Annotated in this window: 18 protein-coding genes; 11 read left to right on the top strand and 7 right to left on the bottom strand. The window is 56.4% G+C overall.

Annotation, left to right across the window (positions count from 1 at the left end):
- Positions 1–30: 30 nt before the first annotated feature.
- The gene (gene cynS, locus E5C26_RS07810) at positions 31–501 is read right to left on the bottom strand and encodes a cyanase (protein ID WP_135315783.1); all 471 of its coding nucleotides are present in this window, start codon (positions 499–501) and stop codon (positions 31–33) included.
- Between the two features lie 21 nt (positions 502–522).
- Entirely contained in the window at positions 523–1176 is a 654-nt protein-coding gene (locus E5C26_RS07815) for a carbonic anhydrase (RefSeq protein WP_135315784.1), read from the bottom strand.
- A 114-nt stretch (positions 1177–1290) separates the two neighbouring features.
- On the opposite strand from E5C26_RS07815, the gene cynR reads away from it, so the two are divergent.
- The 3 genes from cynR (at position 1291) to E5C26_RS07830 (ending at position 4418) form a co-directional block, all read left to right on the top strand.
- The gene (cynR, locus tag E5C26_RS07820; protein WP_135315785.1) at positions 1291–2193 is read left to right on the top strand and encodes a transcriptional regulator CynR; all 903 of its coding nucleotides are present in this window, start codon (positions 1291–1293) and stop codon (positions 2191–2193) included.
- A gap of 24 nt (positions 2194–2217) precedes the next feature.
- A complete protein-coding gene (gene mchS3, locus E5C26_RS07825) occupies positions 2218–2634 on the top strand; it encodes an MchS3 family protein (protein WP_135315786.1) in 417 nt (138 codons plus the stop codon).
- A 191-nt stretch (positions 2635–2825) separates the two neighbouring features.
- Entirely contained in the window at positions 2826–4418 is a 1593-nt protein-coding gene (locus tag E5C26_RS07830) for an ABC-F family ATPase (protein ID WP_026142274.1), read from the top strand.
- Positions 4419–4497: 79 nt separating this feature from the next.
- Here E5C26_RS07830 and moeB read toward each other — a convergent pair whose 3' ends face one another.
- Positions 4498–5253, bottom strand: coding sequence for a molybdopterin-synthase adenylyltransferase MoeB (gene moeB, locus E5C26_RS07835; protein WP_135315787.1), 756 nt, complete (start codon positions 5251–5253; stop codon positions 4498–4500).
- Between the two features lie 2 nt (positions 5254–5255).
- Positions 5256–6494, bottom strand: coding sequence for a molybdopterin molybdotransferase MoeA (gene moeA, locus E5C26_RS07840; protein WP_135315788.1), 1239 nt, complete (start codon positions 6492–6494; stop codon positions 5256–5258).
- Positions 6495–6588: 94 nt separating this feature from the next.
- On the opposite strand from moeA, the gene E5C26_RS07845 reads away from it, so the two are divergent.
- The 8 genes from E5C26_RS07845 to E5C26_RS07880 all read left to right on the top strand — a co-directional run bounded on the left by E5C26_RS07845 (position 6589) and on the right by E5C26_RS07880 (position 15039).
- On the top strand, positions 6589–7125 hold the full coding sequence (locus E5C26_RS07845; protein ID WP_135315789.1) for a DUF924 family protein: 537 nt from the start codon (positions 6589–6591) through the stop codon (positions 7123–7125).
- Positions 7126–7470: 345 nt separating this feature from the next.
- The gene (locus tag E5C26_RS07850; protein WP_135315790.1) at positions 7471–8418 is read left to right on the top strand and encodes an isoaspartyl peptidase/L-asparaginase family protein; all 948 of its coding nucleotides are present in this window, start codon (positions 7471–7473) and stop codon (positions 8416–8418) included.
- Positions 8419–8559: 141 nt separating this feature from the next.
- Positions 8560–10437 (top strand): dipeptide ABC transporter ATP-binding protein, encoded by a 1878-nt coding sequence (locus E5C26_RS07855; protein ID WP_135315791.1) that lies wholly within the window; start codon positions 8560–8562, stop codon positions 10435–10437.
- Positions 10438–10459: 22 nt separating this feature from the next.
- Positions 10460–11998, top strand: coding sequence for a glutathione ABC transporter substrate-binding protein GsiB (gene gsiB / locus E5C26_RS07860; RefSeq protein ID WP_135315792.1), 1539 nt, complete (start codon positions 10460–10462; stop codon positions 11996–11998).
- Positions 11999–12048: 50 nt separating this feature from the next.
- Positions 12049–12969, top strand: a complete 921-nt coding sequence (gene gsiC, locus E5C26_RS07865) for a glutathione ABC transporter permease GsiC (RefSeq protein ID WP_135315793.1) — start codon at positions 12049–12051, stop codon at positions 12967–12969.
- A 9-nt stretch (positions 12970–12978) separates the two neighbouring features.
- Positions 12979–13887 (top strand): glutathione ABC transporter permease GsiD, encoded by a 909-nt coding sequence (gsiD, locus tag E5C26_RS07870; protein WP_206194245.1) that lies wholly within the window; start codon positions 12979–12981, stop codon positions 13885–13887.
- A gap of 598 nt (positions 13888–14485) precedes the next feature.
- Positions 14486–14722 (top strand): type II toxin-antitoxin system CcdA family antitoxin, encoded by a 237-nt coding sequence (locus E5C26_RS07875; protein ID WP_012005987.1) that lies wholly within the window; start codon positions 14486–14488, stop codon positions 14720–14722.
- 2 nt (positions 14723–14724) lie between these two features.
- Positions 14725–15039: a CcdB family protein gene (locus E5C26_RS07880; protein WP_135315794.1), complete on the top strand. Its 315-nt coding sequence runs from the start codon at positions 14725–14727 to the stop codon at positions 15037–15039.
- A 38-nt stretch (positions 15040–15077) separates the two neighbouring features.
- On the opposite strand, the gene fghA is transcribed toward E5C26_RS07880, so the two are convergent.
- The 3 genes from fghA to ptrR are packed head-to-tail and all read right to left on the bottom strand — an operon-like array spanning position 15078 to position 18006.
- Positions 15078–15920, bottom strand: coding sequence for an S-formylglutathione hydrolase (fghA, locus tag E5C26_RS07885; RefSeq protein ID WP_135315795.1), 843 nt, complete (start codon positions 15918–15920; stop codon positions 15078–15080).
- Between the two features lie 14 nt (positions 15921–15934).
- Positions 15935–17062, bottom strand: coding sequence for an S-(hydroxymethyl)glutathione dehydrogenase/class III alcohol dehydrogenase (locus tag E5C26_RS07890; protein WP_012005990.1), 1128 nt, complete (start codon positions 17060–17062; stop codon positions 15935–15937).
- Between the two features lie 26 nt (positions 17063–17088).
- On the bottom strand, positions 17089–18006 hold the full coding sequence (ptrR, locus tag E5C26_RS07895; RefSeq protein ID WP_135315796.1) for a putrescine utilization regulator PtrR: 918 nt from the start codon (positions 18004–18006) through the stop codon (positions 17089–17091).
- Positions 18007–18069: the final 63 nt, after the last annotated feature.

Raw genomic sequence — 18069 nt, forward strand, 5'->3', positions numbered from 1 at the left:
CTTGGTACTGAGGCTCAAACTGCGGGAAGACTAGAAAGGCTTGGTCGGCAGATATTTACCGTTGAGGGTGATTACCGCGCGTTCGCCACCGTCTGGGTCCGGCACTTTTTTGATATCCAGCTTGAAGTTAATCGCGCTGATAATGCCGTCGCCAAACTGCTCATGCACCAGGGCTTTCAGCGTGGTTCCGTAGATCTGCACCATTTCGTAGAAGCGATAAATGGTCGGATCGGTCGGCACGCCGCCGGGAATGCTGCCGCGTAGCGGGATGGTCTGTAACAAGTGAATGGCGTCTTCATCCAGATCCAACTTCTCAGCCACCACGCGGGCGGCCTGTTCCGGCAGCGGATGCTGGCCCAGCAGGGCGGCGGTGACGAACGCCAGGCTTAAACCGGTGCCCTGGTTAATCGCTTCGAAGGTCAGGTTTTTGCGGATCTTGGCCATCATAATGGTGTCGGTCAGGGTTTCGCGCGGGGATGAGTAGTGCAGTGACTGAGTCATATTGTTTCCTTAATAATGAAATTAAAAGCGTGCTACGGCAGGGGTTGCCGTGACTTCAGGATTCGTGGCCAACGGAATAAAACGGCGGGTTTCGCCATCCAGCGCTTCAATGCTGCCGCTGGCGATGTCATATACCCACCCGTGCAGCTTTAATCGCCCTTGTTCAAGCGCCAATGCCACCGACGGGTGGGTCTTGATATTGTTCAACTGTGCGATGACGTTCTCACGCACCATCGAACTGACTTTCTCACTTTCTGATGCATGCTGATAAGCCTGATTGACCGCCTTGGCGGAGTCGGCATAGCGCAGCCAGTTAGCCACGGTCGGCATATGTTCCAGGCACTGGCAGGTGGCGATGGCGGTCATTGCGCCACAGTCGGAATGCCCGCAGATCACGATATCTTCAACCCCGAGCGCGGCGACGGCATATTCCACCGAGGCGGATACGCCACCGGGTTCCGGGCCGAACGAAGGCACGATATTGCCGGCATTGCGGATCACGAACAGGTCGCCCGGTTCGCGCTGGGTAATCAGTTCTGGTACCAGGCGGCTGTCGGAACAAGAGATAAACAGGGTGCGCGGGCTCTGCTGGGTCGCCAGCCGCTGGAACAGTGCCGAGCGTTCGACAAACGCCTCGCGCTGGAACTTCAAAAAGCCTTCAATAACCTCTTTCATACTGTCTCCATCTGGGTGCTGTTAAGCGATGGACGTATCTTGCGCCGCTCTGGCTATAGGGTCTAAGACCCATTTATAATGATTGCCATAGGAATTACTAATAGTAGAGGCGCTATGCTGTTGCGACATATTCGTTATTTTCTGGCCGTTGCCGAGCAGGGCAATTTCACCCGCGCTGCCGAAGTGCTGCACGTCTCGCAGCCCACGCTGTCACAGCAAATCAAACAGCTGGAGGAGACGCTGGGTACGCCGCTGTTGGATCGCAGTGGCCGTACCGTGCGCCTGACCGATGCCGGTGCAGCCTGGATGCGCTATGCCCGCCTGGCGTTGCAGGATCTGGACGAAGGTGCGCGGGCGATCCATGACGTGGCGACGCTGGAGCGCGGCAATCTGCGGTTGGCAATGACGCCGACTTTTAGTGCCTATCTGGTTGGCCCGGTTGTCGATGCCTTTTATCGGCGTTATCCGGGGATATCGCTAAGTATTCAAGAAATGACGCAGGACAGAATCGAGGCGTTGCTGGCAGAGGACCGGCTGGATTTGGGCATTGCTTTCGGTCAGGCGCAGTCGGTAGACATTGAGGCCACAGACCTGTTTAGTGAATCGTTGAATATGGTGGTTGGCGCAGATCATCTTTTGGCCCAGCGGCAACACCCTTTGGCGGCGCAGGAGCTTGAACGGCAACCCCTGGCTTTGCTGAGCGAAGATTTTGCTACCCGTCAGTTCATCGATGGTTATTGTCGTCAACAGAGCATCTGCCCGCTGGTGGCGGTAGAGGCCAATGCGATTGGTGCTATCCTCGAGATTGTGCGCCGTGGTCAGCTGGCCACCATTTTACCGGCGGCGATTGCCCTGGCGGATCCGCAGTTGCGTTCGGTGGAGCTTGTCGCAGCCCTGCCGGCGCGCCGGGCGGTATTGCTGCAACGTAAGAGTGCTTACCGCAGCGCGGCATCGCAGGCGTTTGTGGCGGTTTTACATCAGCAGGATTGGATGTCGGCACATTCCAACCCGGTATAAAACCGGTTGAATAGGGAGACTTTTATGAAAATGATCTTGCGCGCTATGACTTTGCTTGTTGTTTCTTTCTGTTCCCTCCACGGCTACGCCGCTGAGCAAAGCAGTGAAGAGACAGAAAATGTTTTATCCAGGGTTAACAATTTCTCTTTGGGAATGAATGGGTTTGTTGGCATCGGCAGCGTTGGCGAAACCGAGTTAATAAAAATCCTAACCTATCAGGATGCGGGAGCCATTTTCTTGCGTATTGCCAAAAATCCGCAGGCCACGCCAGAAGCCAAACTTTATGCCGCCTGTGGCTTAAAAAAGCTCAATAACAACGACGGCAAAGCCGATTTTGCCCAAGAGTGGGATAAACAGGTTTCGGTATTGAAAGGGGATGTTTTAAGGACAGAAAACTTTAAAGAGGTTTATTTCAATATCTTAAAACATGGCTGCTGGTGAGCGTATTTATTCCCCCTCAATCCACCGGAGGGGATTTACTGCCTCCGGCCTCAAGACACCGGGCACTGTCTGGCTTTTTCTGCCACCGCACCATTGCTCAAATTGTCACCAAAACTTCCCGCGATCTCTTATCCCCGTTATGGCATAATGCGCGCCAAATCACATTCCTAATGATATGAAGAGCGAGCGCTGTGTTAAGCACTAACAACATTACTATGCAGTTTGGCAGTAAGCCGCTGTTTGAAAACATCTCTGTAAAATTTGGTGGCGGTAACCGCTATGGTTTGATCGGGGCCAACGGCTGCGGCAAATCCACCTTTATGAAAATCCTGGGCGGCGATCTGGTACCGAGCGGCGGCAACGTGTTCCTCGATCCGAACGAGCGTCTGGGTAAACTGCGTCAGGATCAGTTTGCTTTTGAGCAATACAGCGTGCTGGACACCGTTATCATGGGCCACCATGAACTGTGGGCAGTGAAAGAAGAGCGTGACCGTATTTACGCTATGGCCGAAATGAGCGAAGAAGACGGCTATAAAGTGGCCGATCTGGAAGTGGCTTACGGCGAAATGGACGGTTACACCGCCGAAGCGCGTGCCGGCGAGCTGCTGCTCGGTGTTGGCATCCCGGTAGAACAGCATTATGGCCCGATGAGCGAAATCGCGCCGGGCTTCAAACTGCGCGTGTTGCTGGCGCAGGCACTGTTCTCCGATCCGGAAATCCTGCTGCTCGACGAACCCACCAACAACCTGGACATCGATACCATTCGCTGGCTGGAGCAGGTGCTGAACGAGCGTAACAGCACCATGGTTATCATTTCGCACGACCGTCACTTCCTGAACATGGTGTGTACTCACATGGCGGATCTGGACTACGGCGAACTGCGCGTGTATCCGGGTAACTACGACGAATACATGACGGCGGCCACGCAATCGCGTGAACGTCTGATGGCGGATAACGCCAAGAAGAAGGCACAGATTAACGAACTGCAGTCGTTCGTCAGTCGCTTCAGCGCCAACGCCTCCAAATCCAAACAGGCGACCTCACGTGCCCGCCAGATAGACAAAATCCAGCTGGAAGAAGTGAAGGCTTCAAGCCGTCAGAACCCGTTCATCCGTTTCGATCAGGACAAAAAACTGTTCCGTAACGCACTGGAAGTGGAAGCACTGACCAAAGGCTTCGACAACGGTCCCCTGTTCAGCAAACTCAACCTGATGGTTGAAGTGGGCGAGAAAGTGGCGGTGCTGGGCCCGAACGGTGTCGGTAAGTCTACCTTGCTGAAAACCCTGGTTGGTGATGCACAACCGGACAGTGGCAGCGTGAAATGGTCTGAAAACGCCAAGATCGGTTACTACGCGCAGGATCACGAATACGAGTTCGATGACACTCTGACGGTATTCGACTGGATGAGCCAGTGGAAGCAGGAAAAAGACGACGAGCAGGCAGTGCGTAGCGTGCTGGGGCGTTTGCTGTTCAGCCAGGACGACATCAAGAAGAAAGTGAAGGTGTTGTCGGGTGGTGAGAAGGGCCGCATGTTGTTCGGCAAGCTGATGATGCAGCGCCCTAACATCCTGATTATGGATGAACCGACCAACCACCTGGATATGGAATCCATCGAGTCGCTGAACATGGCGTTGGAAATGTACGAAGGCACCCTGATCTTCGTTTCCCACGACCGTGAGTTCGTCAGCTCGCTGGCGACCCGTGTTCTGGAAATGACACCGACCAAGGTCATCGACTTTACCGGCAACTACGAAGACTATCTGCGTAGCCAGGGTATCGTCTAACTATCCGGTAGGGGCGCTGCATGCGGCGCCCAGTGATAATCGAAGGCGGGAGTGAATATTCCCGCCTTTTTTGTGTCTGCTATTCCCCGCCACACACCTCGCACTGCGGATCCTTCGGCAGCTTCATCTCACGGAACTGCATGGTCATCGCATCAAACATCAGCAGTTTGCCGGTGAGCGGTTGGCCGTATTGCGTCAGCAGTTTGATGGCCTCCATGGCCTGCAGAGTGCCGATGGTGCCCACCAGCGGTGCCATTACCCCGGCTTCGACGCAGGTCAGCGCATTGTCGCCGAATAACCGGCTCAGGCAGTGATAACAAGGCTCGCCGGGTTGATAGGTGAAGACGCTCAGTTGCCCCTCCATACGGATCGCCGCGCCGGACACCAGTGGTTTGCGCTGCGCATGGCACAGGCGATTGAGTAGATCGCGTGTTGCCACGTTGTCGGTACAGTCCAGCACCAGATCGCTGGCGGCAATCTGTGCCGCCATCTGTTCATCGTCCAGTTGCCCGTCAACGGCATCAATATGGCTATGCGGGTTGATGGCGCTCAGTTCGCTACGCGCCGATTCGACCTTCGCCATGCCAATGCGCGCGTCGCGGTGCAGGATCTGGCGTTGCAGGTTGGAGAGTGAAACGGTGTCGAAATCAACCAGTGTCAGATGACCCACCCCTGCCGCAGCCAAATAGGGCGCGGCGGCGCAACCCAAACCGCCCAGGCCGACAATCAGCACCCGTGCGGCTTTCAGCTTTTCCTGACCGTCGAAGTCGAAACCGCGCAGAATAATCTGGCGGTTATAGCGCAATGCTTCGGCATCGGTTAATTCCGGCAGCATGCTTAGCTCCTCAGCAGGGCGTTAAAGGGTTCAATTTCCACTTTTTCACCCACCGCCACCGAGCCGCGATCGCGCTCCAGTACGATAAAACAGTTGCCCTGGCTGAATGAACTGAACACGTGCGAGCCCTGATGACCGGTGCTGCTCACTTCCAACTCGCCCTGGGCGTTACTGCTAAATACCCCACGCTGGAAATCGAGACGGCCCGGCGCTTTCTTCAACGGCGTCAAGGCGCGTGCTTGCAGACGCGCTGGCAACTGCCAGTCGCTGTGACCGGCCAGTTTTGCCAGTAACGGTTGCACCAGTTGGTAGAAGGTCAGGGCGGCAGAAACCGGGTTGCCCGGCAGGCCGCAGAACCAGGCGTGCTTTAATTTACCGAAGGCAAAGGGCTTGCCCGGTTTGATCGCCAGCTTCCAGAAGCTGACTTCACCCAGTTCATCGAGCATCTGCTTGGTGTAGTCGGCTTCACCGACCGAAACGCCACCGCTGCTGATCACCACATCGGCCTGACTGTCCGCCTGCTCGAAAGCGGTGCGCAGCGCTTCCTGATTGTCGCGGATAATGCCGAGGTCTATCACCTCGCAGCCCAGCTGTTCCAGCATCAGGCGCACCGCAAAGCGATTGGTATCGTAGATTTGCCCTGCCTGTAACGGCTGGCCGACCGGTTGTAACTCGTCGCCGGTAGAGAACACCGCGCCTTTCAGTTTGCGCATCACCTGGACTTCGGCCACGCCGAGCGAGGCCAGCAGCGGCAATTGCGCGGCACCCAGCCTGACGCCTGCGGGCAACACGCCTGCGCCCTGGCGAATATCTTCCCCTGCCAGACGAATATTTTGCCCGGCTTGTACTTCGGCCGTAAAGCGCACGCCTGCATCACTTACATCGGCCTGTTCCTGCATGATCACCGCTTCGGCGCCTACAGGGACAGGAGCGCCGGTCATAATGCGTACGCAGGTATTGGCCGGCCAGTCGCCATCAAACGGCGCACCGGCAAAGGCTTTGCCCGCCACCGGCAACGGCGCGTTGGCTTGCAAATCCGCCAGGCGCACGGCATAACCGTCCATAGCCGAATTGGCAAACGGCGGTACGTCAATCGGCGAAATGACCGGGGCGGCGGTAATGCGGCCTGCGGCGGCGGTCAGGGCAATGGATTCGGTCTGCTGCAGGGGGGAGAGCTGGCTGAGCATCTTCTCCAGTGCCTGCTCCAGGGAAATGAGATCGGAAGTATGGCAATGATCCATCGGGGGAACTCCGTAATCAGGGTGCGCGATAAATAGCGGCAATGTGGGGGTATTATGAAGGATGCTATGCTGATGTAAACAACAGGAGGCAGTGATGCACAGACAGGTATTAGACTTTTGGTTTGACGAGATCGAACCGGCTTTGTGGTTCAAAAAGGATGATGATTTCGATCGCCTGCTGCATACGCGCTTTGGCCAGATCTGGCAGGCCGCCGCCGCCGGGGAATTGGCGCACTGGCGAGAAACCATTGAGGGGCGTCTGGCGGAGGTGATTGTGCTCGACCAGTTCAGCCGCAACCTGTTCCGTGGCACGCCGCGTTCATTTGCCAGCGATTGCATGGCGCTGGTGTTGGCACAAGAAGCGATCCGCAGCGGGCAATGTGAGCAACTCAGCAAGGAACAACGGGGTTTTCTCTATTTGCCGTTTATGCACTCGGAATCGGCGCTGATCCATCAGCAGGCGCTGGCGTTGTATACCGAGTTGGATAATGGTGACCAGTTGGAGTTCGAACTGCGGCATAAGGCCATTATTGACCGTTTTGGCCGCTACCCGCACCGTAATGCGATATTAGGCCGCGTCTCAACCCCGGAAGAAGAGGCATTTCTGTTGCTGCCGGGTTCCGGTTTCTAAATATTATCATCTGCGTTCAGCCTGCTAAAAAACAGCAGGTTGAACCTGTGACGGTTAAATATTCAGAGCTATCGGTTATTTCTCAGGATAATAGTTGTCTATCTCCTCGCTGCTTTTACCAAAAATCCCAACCGTTATTTATGGCTTTCTTGCACTGTTATAACTTGCTGTTTTTATTCCATTAAGCTATTTCAATGTGCGAAATAATCTAAGCGGACTACGCTGAATGCTGAGCGTTGACTTAATGCTTTACATAGAATGCAGGGCTAAATATAGTCGGGAAAAGAAAAAATAATTAATTACCAGCCCGTGAACGGTGCGGGATTAACACAGGGTGTCAGGCAGATGAGCAAACCAGTGATTGCCATTCATGGCGGCGCGGGCGCAATTACCCGCTCGGCGCTGAGTGCGGAAAAGGAACAGGAGTATATCCAGGCGTTATCCGGCATTGTTGCCGCAGGTCAGCAGATCCTGGCCCAGGGCGGCAATGCATTGGATGCGGTGACCGAAGCCGTGCGCTTGCTGGAGGAGTGCCCGTTGTTTAATGCCGGCAAAGGCTCGGTGTTTACTCATCAGGGTACCCATGAGCTGGACGCCTGCGTGATGGACGGGCGCACCTGTGATGCCGGTGCGGTGGCGGGGGTCAGCCGGATACGCAACCCGATACTGGCCGCACGTGCGGTGCTGGAAAATAGCCAGCATGTGCTGTTCGCCGGTGAAGGGGCGGAGAAATTCGCCGCCGCCCATGGACTGGAAATGGTCGCCCCCGATTTCTTCTTTACCCAATTACGTTTTGACCAATTGCACCGCGCCCAGGCGGAGCAGGGGCGAGTATTGCTCGATCACGATGGCACTGAGCCGATCGATCCCGACAGGAAGTTCGGCACTGTCGGCGCGGTAGCGCTGGACGCCTTGGGCAATTTGGCGGCGGCGACCTCGACCGGTGGCATGACCAATAAACAAGCCGGTCGGGTGGGGGATACCCCGATCATCGGCGCCGGTTGTTATGCCAACAATGCCACGGTGGCGGTGTCCAGCACCGGTACCGGCGAAATATTCATGCGTGGCGTGTCGGCCTATGACGTTTCTGCGCTGATGGAGTACGCCGGTCTCAGCCTGCAGCAGGCCAGCGACCGGGTGGTGATGGAAAAACTGCCGGCGATGGGCGGCAGCGGCGGCATGATTGCCATCGACAGCCAGGGCAACGTGGCGCTGCCGTTTAACAGTGAAGGGATGTACCGCGGTTTTGGTTATGTCGGCGATGCGCCGTCCGTAGGGATTTATACCCTATAGCTTTCAAGTTGCAGCTAGGCGGCCAGCTCGCTCATCCCCAGGCGCTTACTTTAGTAAGTAACTGGGGTGAGCGAGCGCAGATAACAACGCTGCAACTTGAGAGATGACGGGTATATCGCTAACCGTTCACCAGGAGGGTACATGACCGAGACCTTAATGCCGCCCACGGCCGAGTCGGGGTTGTGGCTACCGCCGCAGCGCGTACTGTCGGTGCGCGATCTCAGCGTCCAGTTTCAGCAACAGGGCGATACCCTGGATGCGGTACGTAACCTGTCATTTGATGTCGATCGCGGTGAAACGCTGGCGATCGTCGGTGAATCCGGCTCGGGCAAGTCTGTCACCTCTCTGGCATTGATGCGGCTGGTCGAACAGGGCGGTGGCAACATCGTCAGCGGCAGCATGCCATTGCGTCGGCGAAACGGCGAGGTGCTCGATTTGGCTCGCGCACCTCAGGGCACGCTACGCAGGGTGCGCGGTGCCGATATGGCGATGATCTTTCAGGAGCCGATGACCTCGCTGAACCCGGTGTTTCCGGTGGGCGAGCAGATTGCCGAATCCCTGCGCCTGCATCAGGCGATGGACCATCGGGCCGCCAAACAGGCCGCCTTGCAGATGCTCGATTTGGTGCGCATTCCCGAAGCCAAAGACGTGCTTAACCGCTATCCGCATCAGCTTTCTGGCGGCATGCGCCAGCGAGTGATGATCGCCATGGCGCTGTCTTGCAAGCCGGCATTATTGATTGCCGACGAACCTACTACCGCATTGGACGTCACTATTCAGGCGCAGATCCTGCAGCTCATCCGCGTGCTGCAGCAGGAAATGCAGATGGGGGTGATTTTCATCACCCACGACATGGGCGTGGTGGCGGAAATTGCCGACCGGGTATTGGTGATGCGTCAGGGGGAATTGGTGGAGCAAGGGCCGGTGCGCGAGCTATTTGCTGCCCCGCAACAGCCCTATACCCAGGCATTGCTGGCCGCGGTCCCGAAGCTCGGTTCGATGGCGACCCAAGACTTTCCGGCCAAATTCCCATTGCCAAACGGTGCAGACAATGGCGGGCCGCAAGATACCGTACCGCCCGGTGCTGCGCCGATCCTGCGGGTGGAGAATCTGGTCACGCGTTTTGATCTGCGCAGCGGTATTCTCAACCGGGTTACCCGCCGGGTGCACGCGGTGGAAAACGTCAGTTTTGACCTCTATCCCGGCGAAACGTTGGGGCTGGTGGGGGAGTCCGGCTGCGGCAAGTCCACCACTGGCCGCTCCTTGCTCAAGCTGGTGGACAGCCAGCGCGGCACCATTACTTTTGACGGCCGCCAGATTAATCAGTTGAAAGGCCCGGCGTTGCAGCACCTGCGGCGGGATATTCAGTTTATCTTCCAGGATCCTTATGCCTCGCTCGACCCGCGCCTGACCGTCGGCTTTTCGATTATGGAACCCTTGCTGGTGCATAACGTGGCGCGGGGCAAGGCAGCGCAAGAGCGCGTGGCCTGGCTGCTGGAACGTGTTGGGCTGAAACCGGAACATGCTCGCCGTTACCCGCACGAGTTTTCGGGCGGTCAGCGGCAGCGGATCTGCATTGCGCGTGCGCTGGCACTCAATCCTAAAGTGGTGATCGCCGACGAATCGGTGTCGGCGCTCGACGTGTCGATTCAGGCGCAAATCGTCAATCTGCTGCTCGATTTACAGCGCGAGTTTGGCATTGCCTTTCTGTTTATTTCCCATGATATGGCGGTGGTGGAACGCATCAGCCATCGCGTTGCGGTGATGTACCTCGGGCAGATTGTCGAAATTGGCCCGCGCCGCGCGGTGTTTGATAACCCGCAGCATGCCTACACCCGCAAACTGATGGCGGCCGTACCGGTGGCCGATCCGGCCCATGCGCATAAACGCCAGCCGCTGCTGGTTGATGAAATTCCCAGCCCGACTCGCGCGCTGGGTGATGAACCCGTTACCGCACCGCTGGTGCAGGTTGGCCCCGGGCACTTTGTTGCCCGTCATCCGATCGCCGGTGCCTTTTAATGACCTCAGGAGATGCAGCACCATGAAGCACACATTCAAACGTAAGGCATTGGCGGCCGTTGTGCTGTTGGCGGCAATGGGCGCAGGCCCGGCCTGGGCGGCGAAAGATGCGGTGATCGCCGTCGCGTCCAACTTCACCACGCTTGACCCCTATGATGCCAACGACACGCTGTCGCAGGCGGTGGCCAAATCCTTCTATCAGGGCCTGTTCGGTTTCGACAAGGACATGAAGCTGGTGAACGTGCTGGCAGACAGCTATGAGGTGAGTCCGGATGGTCTGACTTACACCGTCAAACTGCATCCGGGGGTGAAATTTCATGACGGCACCGATTTTAACGCCGAAGCGGTGAAGGTGAACCTGGATCGTGCCAGCAACCCGGACAACCATCTCAAGCGCTACAACCTGTTCAAGATGATCGACAAAACCGACGTGGTGGATGCCACAACGGTGAAAATCGTGCTGAAAGCGCCATTCTCGGCGTTTATCAACAATCTGGCGCACCCGGCGGCGGTGATCATTTCCCCGGCGGCGCTGAAGCAGTACGGCAAAGAGATTGGTTTCCATCCGGTGGGCACCGGCCCTTATCAGTTCGTGACCTGGAACCAGACCGATTTCGTCAAGGTGAAGAAGTTTGACGGCTATTGGAAGCCGGGGCTACCGAAGCTCGACAGCATCACCTGGCGCCCGATTGTCGACAACAATACCCGTGCGGCGATGCTGCAGACCGGCGAGGCCACTTTTGCCTTCCCGATCCCTTATGAGCAGGCCAAGGTGCTGGAAGGCAATGCCAAGCTTGACCTGGTGGCCGCGCCGTCGATTCTGCAACGCTATATCAGCCTAAATGTCACCCAGAAGCCGTTTGATAACCTGAAAGTACGCCAGGCGCTGAACTACGCCATCAACAAGGATGCGCTGATCAAGGTGGCGTTCTCCGGCTATGCGGTACCGGCAGAAGGCCCAGTGCCGCCGGCGATTGATTTTGCTACCCGTTACAAACCCTGGCCTTACGATCCGGCCAAGGCACGTGAATTGCTGAAGGAGGCCGGTTATCCGAACGGTTTCACTACCACTTTGTGGTCGTCCCATAACCACAGTACCGCGCAGAAAGTGCTGCAGTTTGCCCAGCAGCAGCTGGCGCAGGTTGGGGTGAATGTGAAGGTGACCGCGATGGACGCCGGTCAGCGTGCGGCACAGGTAGAAAGCGTTGGGGTGAAAGACACCGGCGTGCGCATGTTCTATACCGGCTGGTCCGCGTCGACCGGCGAGGCGGACTGGGCGCTGTCGCCGCTGTTCTCTACCCAGGCGGCCCCTCCCAAGCAGTTCAACACCGCGTTTTACAGTAACCCGCAGGTGGATAAGGATCTGACCGATGCGCTGGCGACCACCGATCGCGCCGAAAAGCAGAAGTTGTATCAGGACGCGCAGGATCGTATCTGGGCTGATGCGCCGTGGATCTTCCTGGCGACCGAACGTTTGCTGTCGGCCAATAACAAACAGCTGAGCGGTTTCTATGTGATGCCGGATACCTCGTTCAACTTTGATAATGCCGACCTTAAATAAGGCGCCAATCCCCGCTCTCGATGAGGGCGGGGTGAGGGGACTCACCCGAGATGCTTAATTATTTTCTAAAACGGCTGCTGGGCCTGATCCCGACGCTGTTGATTGTCGCGGTACTGGTGTTTCTGTTTGTCCATCTGCTGCCCGGCGATCCGGCACGGTTGGCGGCGGGGCCGGAGGCAGACGAAGCGGTGGTGCAACTGGTGCGCAAGGATCTGGGGCTTGATAAGCCGTTGCCGCAGCAGTTCGTGCACTTTTTTGTCAATGCGCTGCAGGGCGATTTTGGCACCTCGATGGTCTCCAAGCGGCCGGTGAGCGAAGAGATTAGCTCGCGCTTTCTGCCGACCCTGTGGCTGACGTTGACCAGCATGTTATGGGCGACATTCTTCGGAATGGGCATCGGCATGCTGTCCGCCGTCTGGCGTAATCGCTGGCCGGATCGCCTCGGTATGGCGCTGGCGGTCTCCGGCATCTCATTCCCCGCTTTTGCACTGGGCATGCTGCTGATGCAGGTTTTCTCGGTCAATCTGGGTTGGCTGCCGACGGTGGGGGCCGACAGCTGGCGGCATTACATTCTTCCTTCCATTACGCTGGGTGCAGCGGTGGCGGCGGTCATGGCGCGTTTTACCCGCGCTTCGTTCGTTGAGGTTCTACAGGAAGATTATATGCGTACCGCGCGTGCCAAGGGCGTGCCGGAAACCCTGGTGGTGGTGAAGCATGGTTTGCGCAATGCGATGATCCCGGTGGTCACCATGATGGGGCTACAGTTCGGCTTTTTGCTCGGCGGCTCGATCGTGGTGGAAAAGGTATTCAACTGGCCAGGGCTGGGCAGGCTACTGGTCGACTCGGTGGAGATGCGCGACTATCCAGTGATCCAGGCCGAGGTTTTACTGTTCTCGCTGGAGTTTATTCTGATTAACCTGTTGGTGGATCTGCTGTATGCGGCAATTAACCCGGCGATACGCTACAAATGAGGGCGTTGGATGATTAAGCATTGGCGACGCAACGCCGCATTCAAGGCGATGCCGATAATCAACCCTAACGCGGTGCGCACACCGTGGCATGAGTTCTGGCGGCGCTTCCGCCAACAACGGGTGGCGCTGGTGGCCGGGCTGTTGGTGCTGTTGCTGGTGGTCGCCGCGCTGTTGGCACCTTACCTGGTGCCGTTTGACGCGGAAAACTACTTTGATTATGACCGCCTGAACGAAGGCCCTTCGCTGGTGCACTGGCTGGGGGTAGATTCCCTTGGGCGAGATATTTTCAGCCGCATTTTGATGGGCGCCCGTATTTCGCTGGCTGCCGGGGTGTTCTCGGTGCTGGTCGGTGGGCTTATCGGCACGCTGCTGGGCCTGTTGGCCGGTTATTACGAAGGCTGGTGGGACCGTATTACCATGCGCATCTGTGACGTGCTGTTTGCCTTTCCCGGTATTTTATTGGCGATTGGTGTGGTGGCGATTATGGGCAGCGGTATGTCCAACGTGATCATCGCGGTGGCGATTTTCAGCATTCCTGCGTTTGCCAGACTGGTGCGCGGCAATACGCTGGTATTGAAGCACCTGACCTATATTGAGTCGGCGCGCAGCATTGGGGCCTCCGACTGGACCATTATCCTGCGGCATATTCTGCCGGGGACGATTTCGTCGATTGTGGTGTATTTTACTCTGCGTATCGGCACCTCGATCATTACCGCCGCCAGCCTGTCATTCCTCGGTTTGGGTGCACAGCCACCGACGCCGGAATGGGGCGCGATGCTCAATGAGGCACGGGCGGATATGGTGATGGCACCGCACGTGGCGATTTTCCCCAGCCTGGCAATATTTATCACCGTGCTGGCGTTCAACCTGCTGGGCGACGGGCTGCGTGACGCGCTGGATCCGAAATTAAAGGGATAGAATAAAGTTAAATTAATAGCGGTTAATATGTTGGGTGTTAATATTTTAATTAACTGTGACGTTTTAACGTATTCGGTAATTCAACCGGATACGTTAATTCAATTGTTGCATTAGTCATATCACAATAATCAATGGTTATTTTTGTTTTATTTCCAATTCCCTGGTGTTACCTTGTTTTTCTGGTGGTTTTATGATTATTTTACATGGATGTGTAAATGAGATACTTCATTATTATAGTTCTATGGGTATTGATTTCGTTTTCGCTAATCGAGTATTCATCACTGGCTATTATGAAACCTGATAATAGTTATGTCGATGTTACCTCGGCAGTATTAATCGTGATCGGCACCAAAGCCTTATTGACCTGGTTTGAAGATGTTTATTATTGGTTCACTGGCCGAGAGCGTTAACTGACGGTGATATCTGGAAGAATAACCGCTTGCGATACTGACCATCGCAAGCGGTTAGGGTCGATCACCGGAACAGATGTTCGGCGTGACCTGTGGTGCATATTTGAATGGGCTAACACTGCTCTTCGGTGCTATTATCCGTTCAATAAGCCGTGTTGCTTGCACGAAGATTGTTGTGGAGGGTACTGATGCCAGTAAAACAACGAACGACGCAAAGCGTTACCATGACGGTGGAACGCAGCTTGCTGAGCCGCGCACGAGAGGCGGGTATTAACCTTAGCGCCACGCTGAACGCTGCTTTGGATGCTGAGTTGCGTCAGCATGAGATGAGGAAATGGAAGGAAGATAATCGGGAAGCTATTGAGGCGCTGAATCGTTTTCATGATGAACATGGTTGTTTCAGCGACGAATACAGGACGTTTTAGCAATGCAATTTACGGTATACGCAAACACAGGGAAAAGCATCGTTTACCCACTGCTGCTTGATGTGACAAGCGATATCATCGGGCAATTAAATCGTCGTGTCGTGATCCCATTATTACCCATTGAAAAGTTTCCGGGTAACACTCGCCCGGAACGTTTGATCCCTGTAGTCAGACTGGTGGATGACAACGAGTACGCCGTTATGACTCATGAGATGGCCAGTATTCCCGTTCGTGCCCTGGGCGCTGAATTTTGCGTTGCTTCCCAATACCGGACCGAGGTTAAAGCCGCAATAGATTTTCTTCTCGACGGTATCTGATTAAATCCGGGCGGGATACCACCGCCCGGATTTTGCGATCACCGGAACAGATGTTCGGCGTGGAAGCGCAGGTGGTCTTCGATAAAGCTGGCGATGGTGAAGTAGCTGTGGTCATAACCCGGCTGAATGCGCAGGGTCAGCGGCCAGTCGCGCTGGCGTGCCAGCTCGGCCAGCTTCGCCGGTTGCAGTTGATCCGCCAGGAACTGATCATCATCCCCTTGATCCACCAGTATCGGCATTTTTTCTGCGCCATTGGCCAACAGGTGGCAGCTGTCATACTGTAGCCACTGGCTTTCGTCGTTACCCAAATAGGCGGCGAAGGCTTTACGCCCCCAGGGCACCTGACAGGGGTTAACGATGGGCGCAAATGCCGACACCGAACGGAAACGCTGCGGATTACGCAATGCCATCACCAGTGCGCCGTGGCCGCCCATTGAGTGACCGAAGATCGACTGGCGATCGCTGACGCTGAAATGCTGATTGATCAGCGCCGGCAACTCGTCGCTGATGTAGTCGTACATGCGAAAGTGCTTGTCCCACGGCGCCTGGGTGGCATTCAAGTAGAAGCCGGCTCCCTGGCCCAGGTCATAGCCTTCATCATTGGGCACATCGTCGCCACGCGGGCTGGTGTCAGCCATCACCAGCACCAGCCCCAGCTCGGCGGCGATACGCTGCGCCCCGGCCTTCAGCGTGAAGTTTTCATCATTGCAGGTCAGCCCCGACAGCCAGTACAGCACTGGCGGCGGGTTATCATCGCGCGGGGGCGGCAGATAGATGCTGAAAGTCATGTTGCAATTCAGGCTCTGCGCCGCATGGCGATAACGCTGTTGCCAGCCGCCGAACATACGGTGCTCTTCGAGAAGTTCTAATGACAAGGTCATCTCTGCCTCCTGGCTTATTTTTTGTCGAAGTGAATAACGGAACGGATGGATTTGCCTTCGTGCATCAAATCGAACGCTTCGTTAATCTGCTCCAGCCCCATGGTGTGGGTAATAAAGTCATTCAGCGCAAACTCGCCGTCCATATAACGCTGGACGATGCCCGGCAGCTGCGAACGGCCCTTCACGCCACCAAAGGCGGAACCGCGCCATACGCGACCGGTCACCAGTTGGAACGGACGGGTAGAAATTTCCTGGCCGGCACCGGCTACGCCGATAATCACTGATTCGCCCCAGCCTTTGTGACAGCATTCCAGCGCCGAACGCATCACGTTGACGTTGCCGATACATTCGAAGGAGAAATCAACGCCGCCGTCGGTCAGTTCGACGATCACGTCCTGAATAGGCTTATCGTAGTCTTTCGGGTTAATCAGGTCGGTGGCGCCCAACTTGCGTGCCAGGTCGAACTTGCTGGTGTTGATATCGATGCCGATGATACGACCGGCACCGGCCATTTGGGCGCCGATGATCGCCGACAGGCCAATGCCGCCGAGGCCGAAGATGGCCACGGTATCGCCTTTTTGCACTTTGGCGGTGTTGATTACCGCGCCCATGCCGGTGGTGACGCCGCAGCCCAGCAGGCAAACCTCTTCCAGCGGGGCTTCTTTACTGATTTTTGCCAGTGAGATTTCCGGCACTACGGTGTATTCGGAGAAGGTGGAAGTGCCCATGTAGTGGAAGATAGGCTTGCCGTCTTTGAAGAAGCGGGTGGTGCCGTCCGGCATCAGGCCCTTGCCCTGGGTCGCACGGATCGCCTGACACAGGTTGGTTTTGCCGGATTTACAGAATTTGCACTCGCCGCATTCCGGCGTGTACAACGGGATAACGTGATCGCCGACCGCTACGCTGGTCACGCCTTCACCGATGGCTTCTACCACGCCGCCGCCTTCATGGCCGAGGATCGCCGGGAACACGCCTTCAGGATCGGCGCCTGACAGAGTATAGGCATCGGTATGGCAGACGCCGGTGGCGACGATCCGCACCAGCACTTCGCCTTTTTGCGGTGGCATCAGATCCACTTCTTCGATTTTCAGCGGCTGGTTCGGGCCCCAGGCAACGGCGGCACGGGTTTTGATCATTTCCATCATAGTCTCCAGTGGTCTATTTTTAATCAGGCTATGTCGATAGCATCAGGTAAATCACGGGCAGTATTTTCAACCGAGAGGGTTTCTGCCTGTTCAATAATTAATTCTTTCAGAGCGCGCACGTTCGGGCCAAAGGCATCACGTCGCCACAGTAACCAGGTGGCGGTTTGGGCGATGTCGTCCGGCAGGGTGTGTACTTTCACCCGCTCATGGCCCGGCAGCAGGCTCAGCACCGAATGCGGGATCATCGCCAGCCCGGCACCGCTGGCGACGCAGGCCAGCATGGCGTGGTAAGACTGGATTTCCATCACCTGGCCCGGCAATACGCCTTCGCGCTTGAACCAGGACTCCAGCCGCAGGCGGTAAGAGCAACTGGCGCGGAAGGCAAACAGCGTTTCGCCCTTGGCGTCTTTGGCGCTGTGGATCGGCAGATGATCGAGGCAAGAGATCACCACCATATGTTCGGGAAAGGCGATACAGCCATTGAGTTCGTCATACTGTACCGGCCCATCGACCAGTGCCGCCGCCAGCGTACCGGCGCGTACCCGTTCGGTTATTTCGCCGGAGGTACCGGTGGTCAGCGACAGTGATACCTGCGAAAAACGTTGGTGATAGGCGGCCAGTAAAGTGGGCAAGCGGGTGGCGGCGGTGCTTTCCATCGAACCTATGGCGAAGTTGCCTGCCGGCTCACCGGCATGGGTAATGCTCATCGCTTCTTCGCTCAGGGCCAGAATACGGTTGGCGTAGCAGAGAAAATTATGGCCCATCGGCGAAAGGCGCAGGCGCTGTTTTTCGCGGATGAACAGATCGGTGCCCAGTTCCTGTTCGAGCTGACGCAGGCGGGTGGTCAGGTTCGAGGGAACGCGGTGCAACTGCTCGGCGGCACGGGCGACGGAGCCGGTTTCGGCGACGCTGCAGAACATGCGGAGCTGGGTCAGATCCATTATCTTCTCTTTTCGTGATGAACTTGATGAGTATTATTCAGTTTTTGTGAGTGTAATACTGCT

This window comes from Serratia proteamaculans (genome assembly GCF_004684015.1).
GTDB lineage: Bacteria > Pseudomonadota > Gammaproteobacteria > Enterobacterales > Enterobacteriaceae > Serratia > Serratia proteamaculans_F.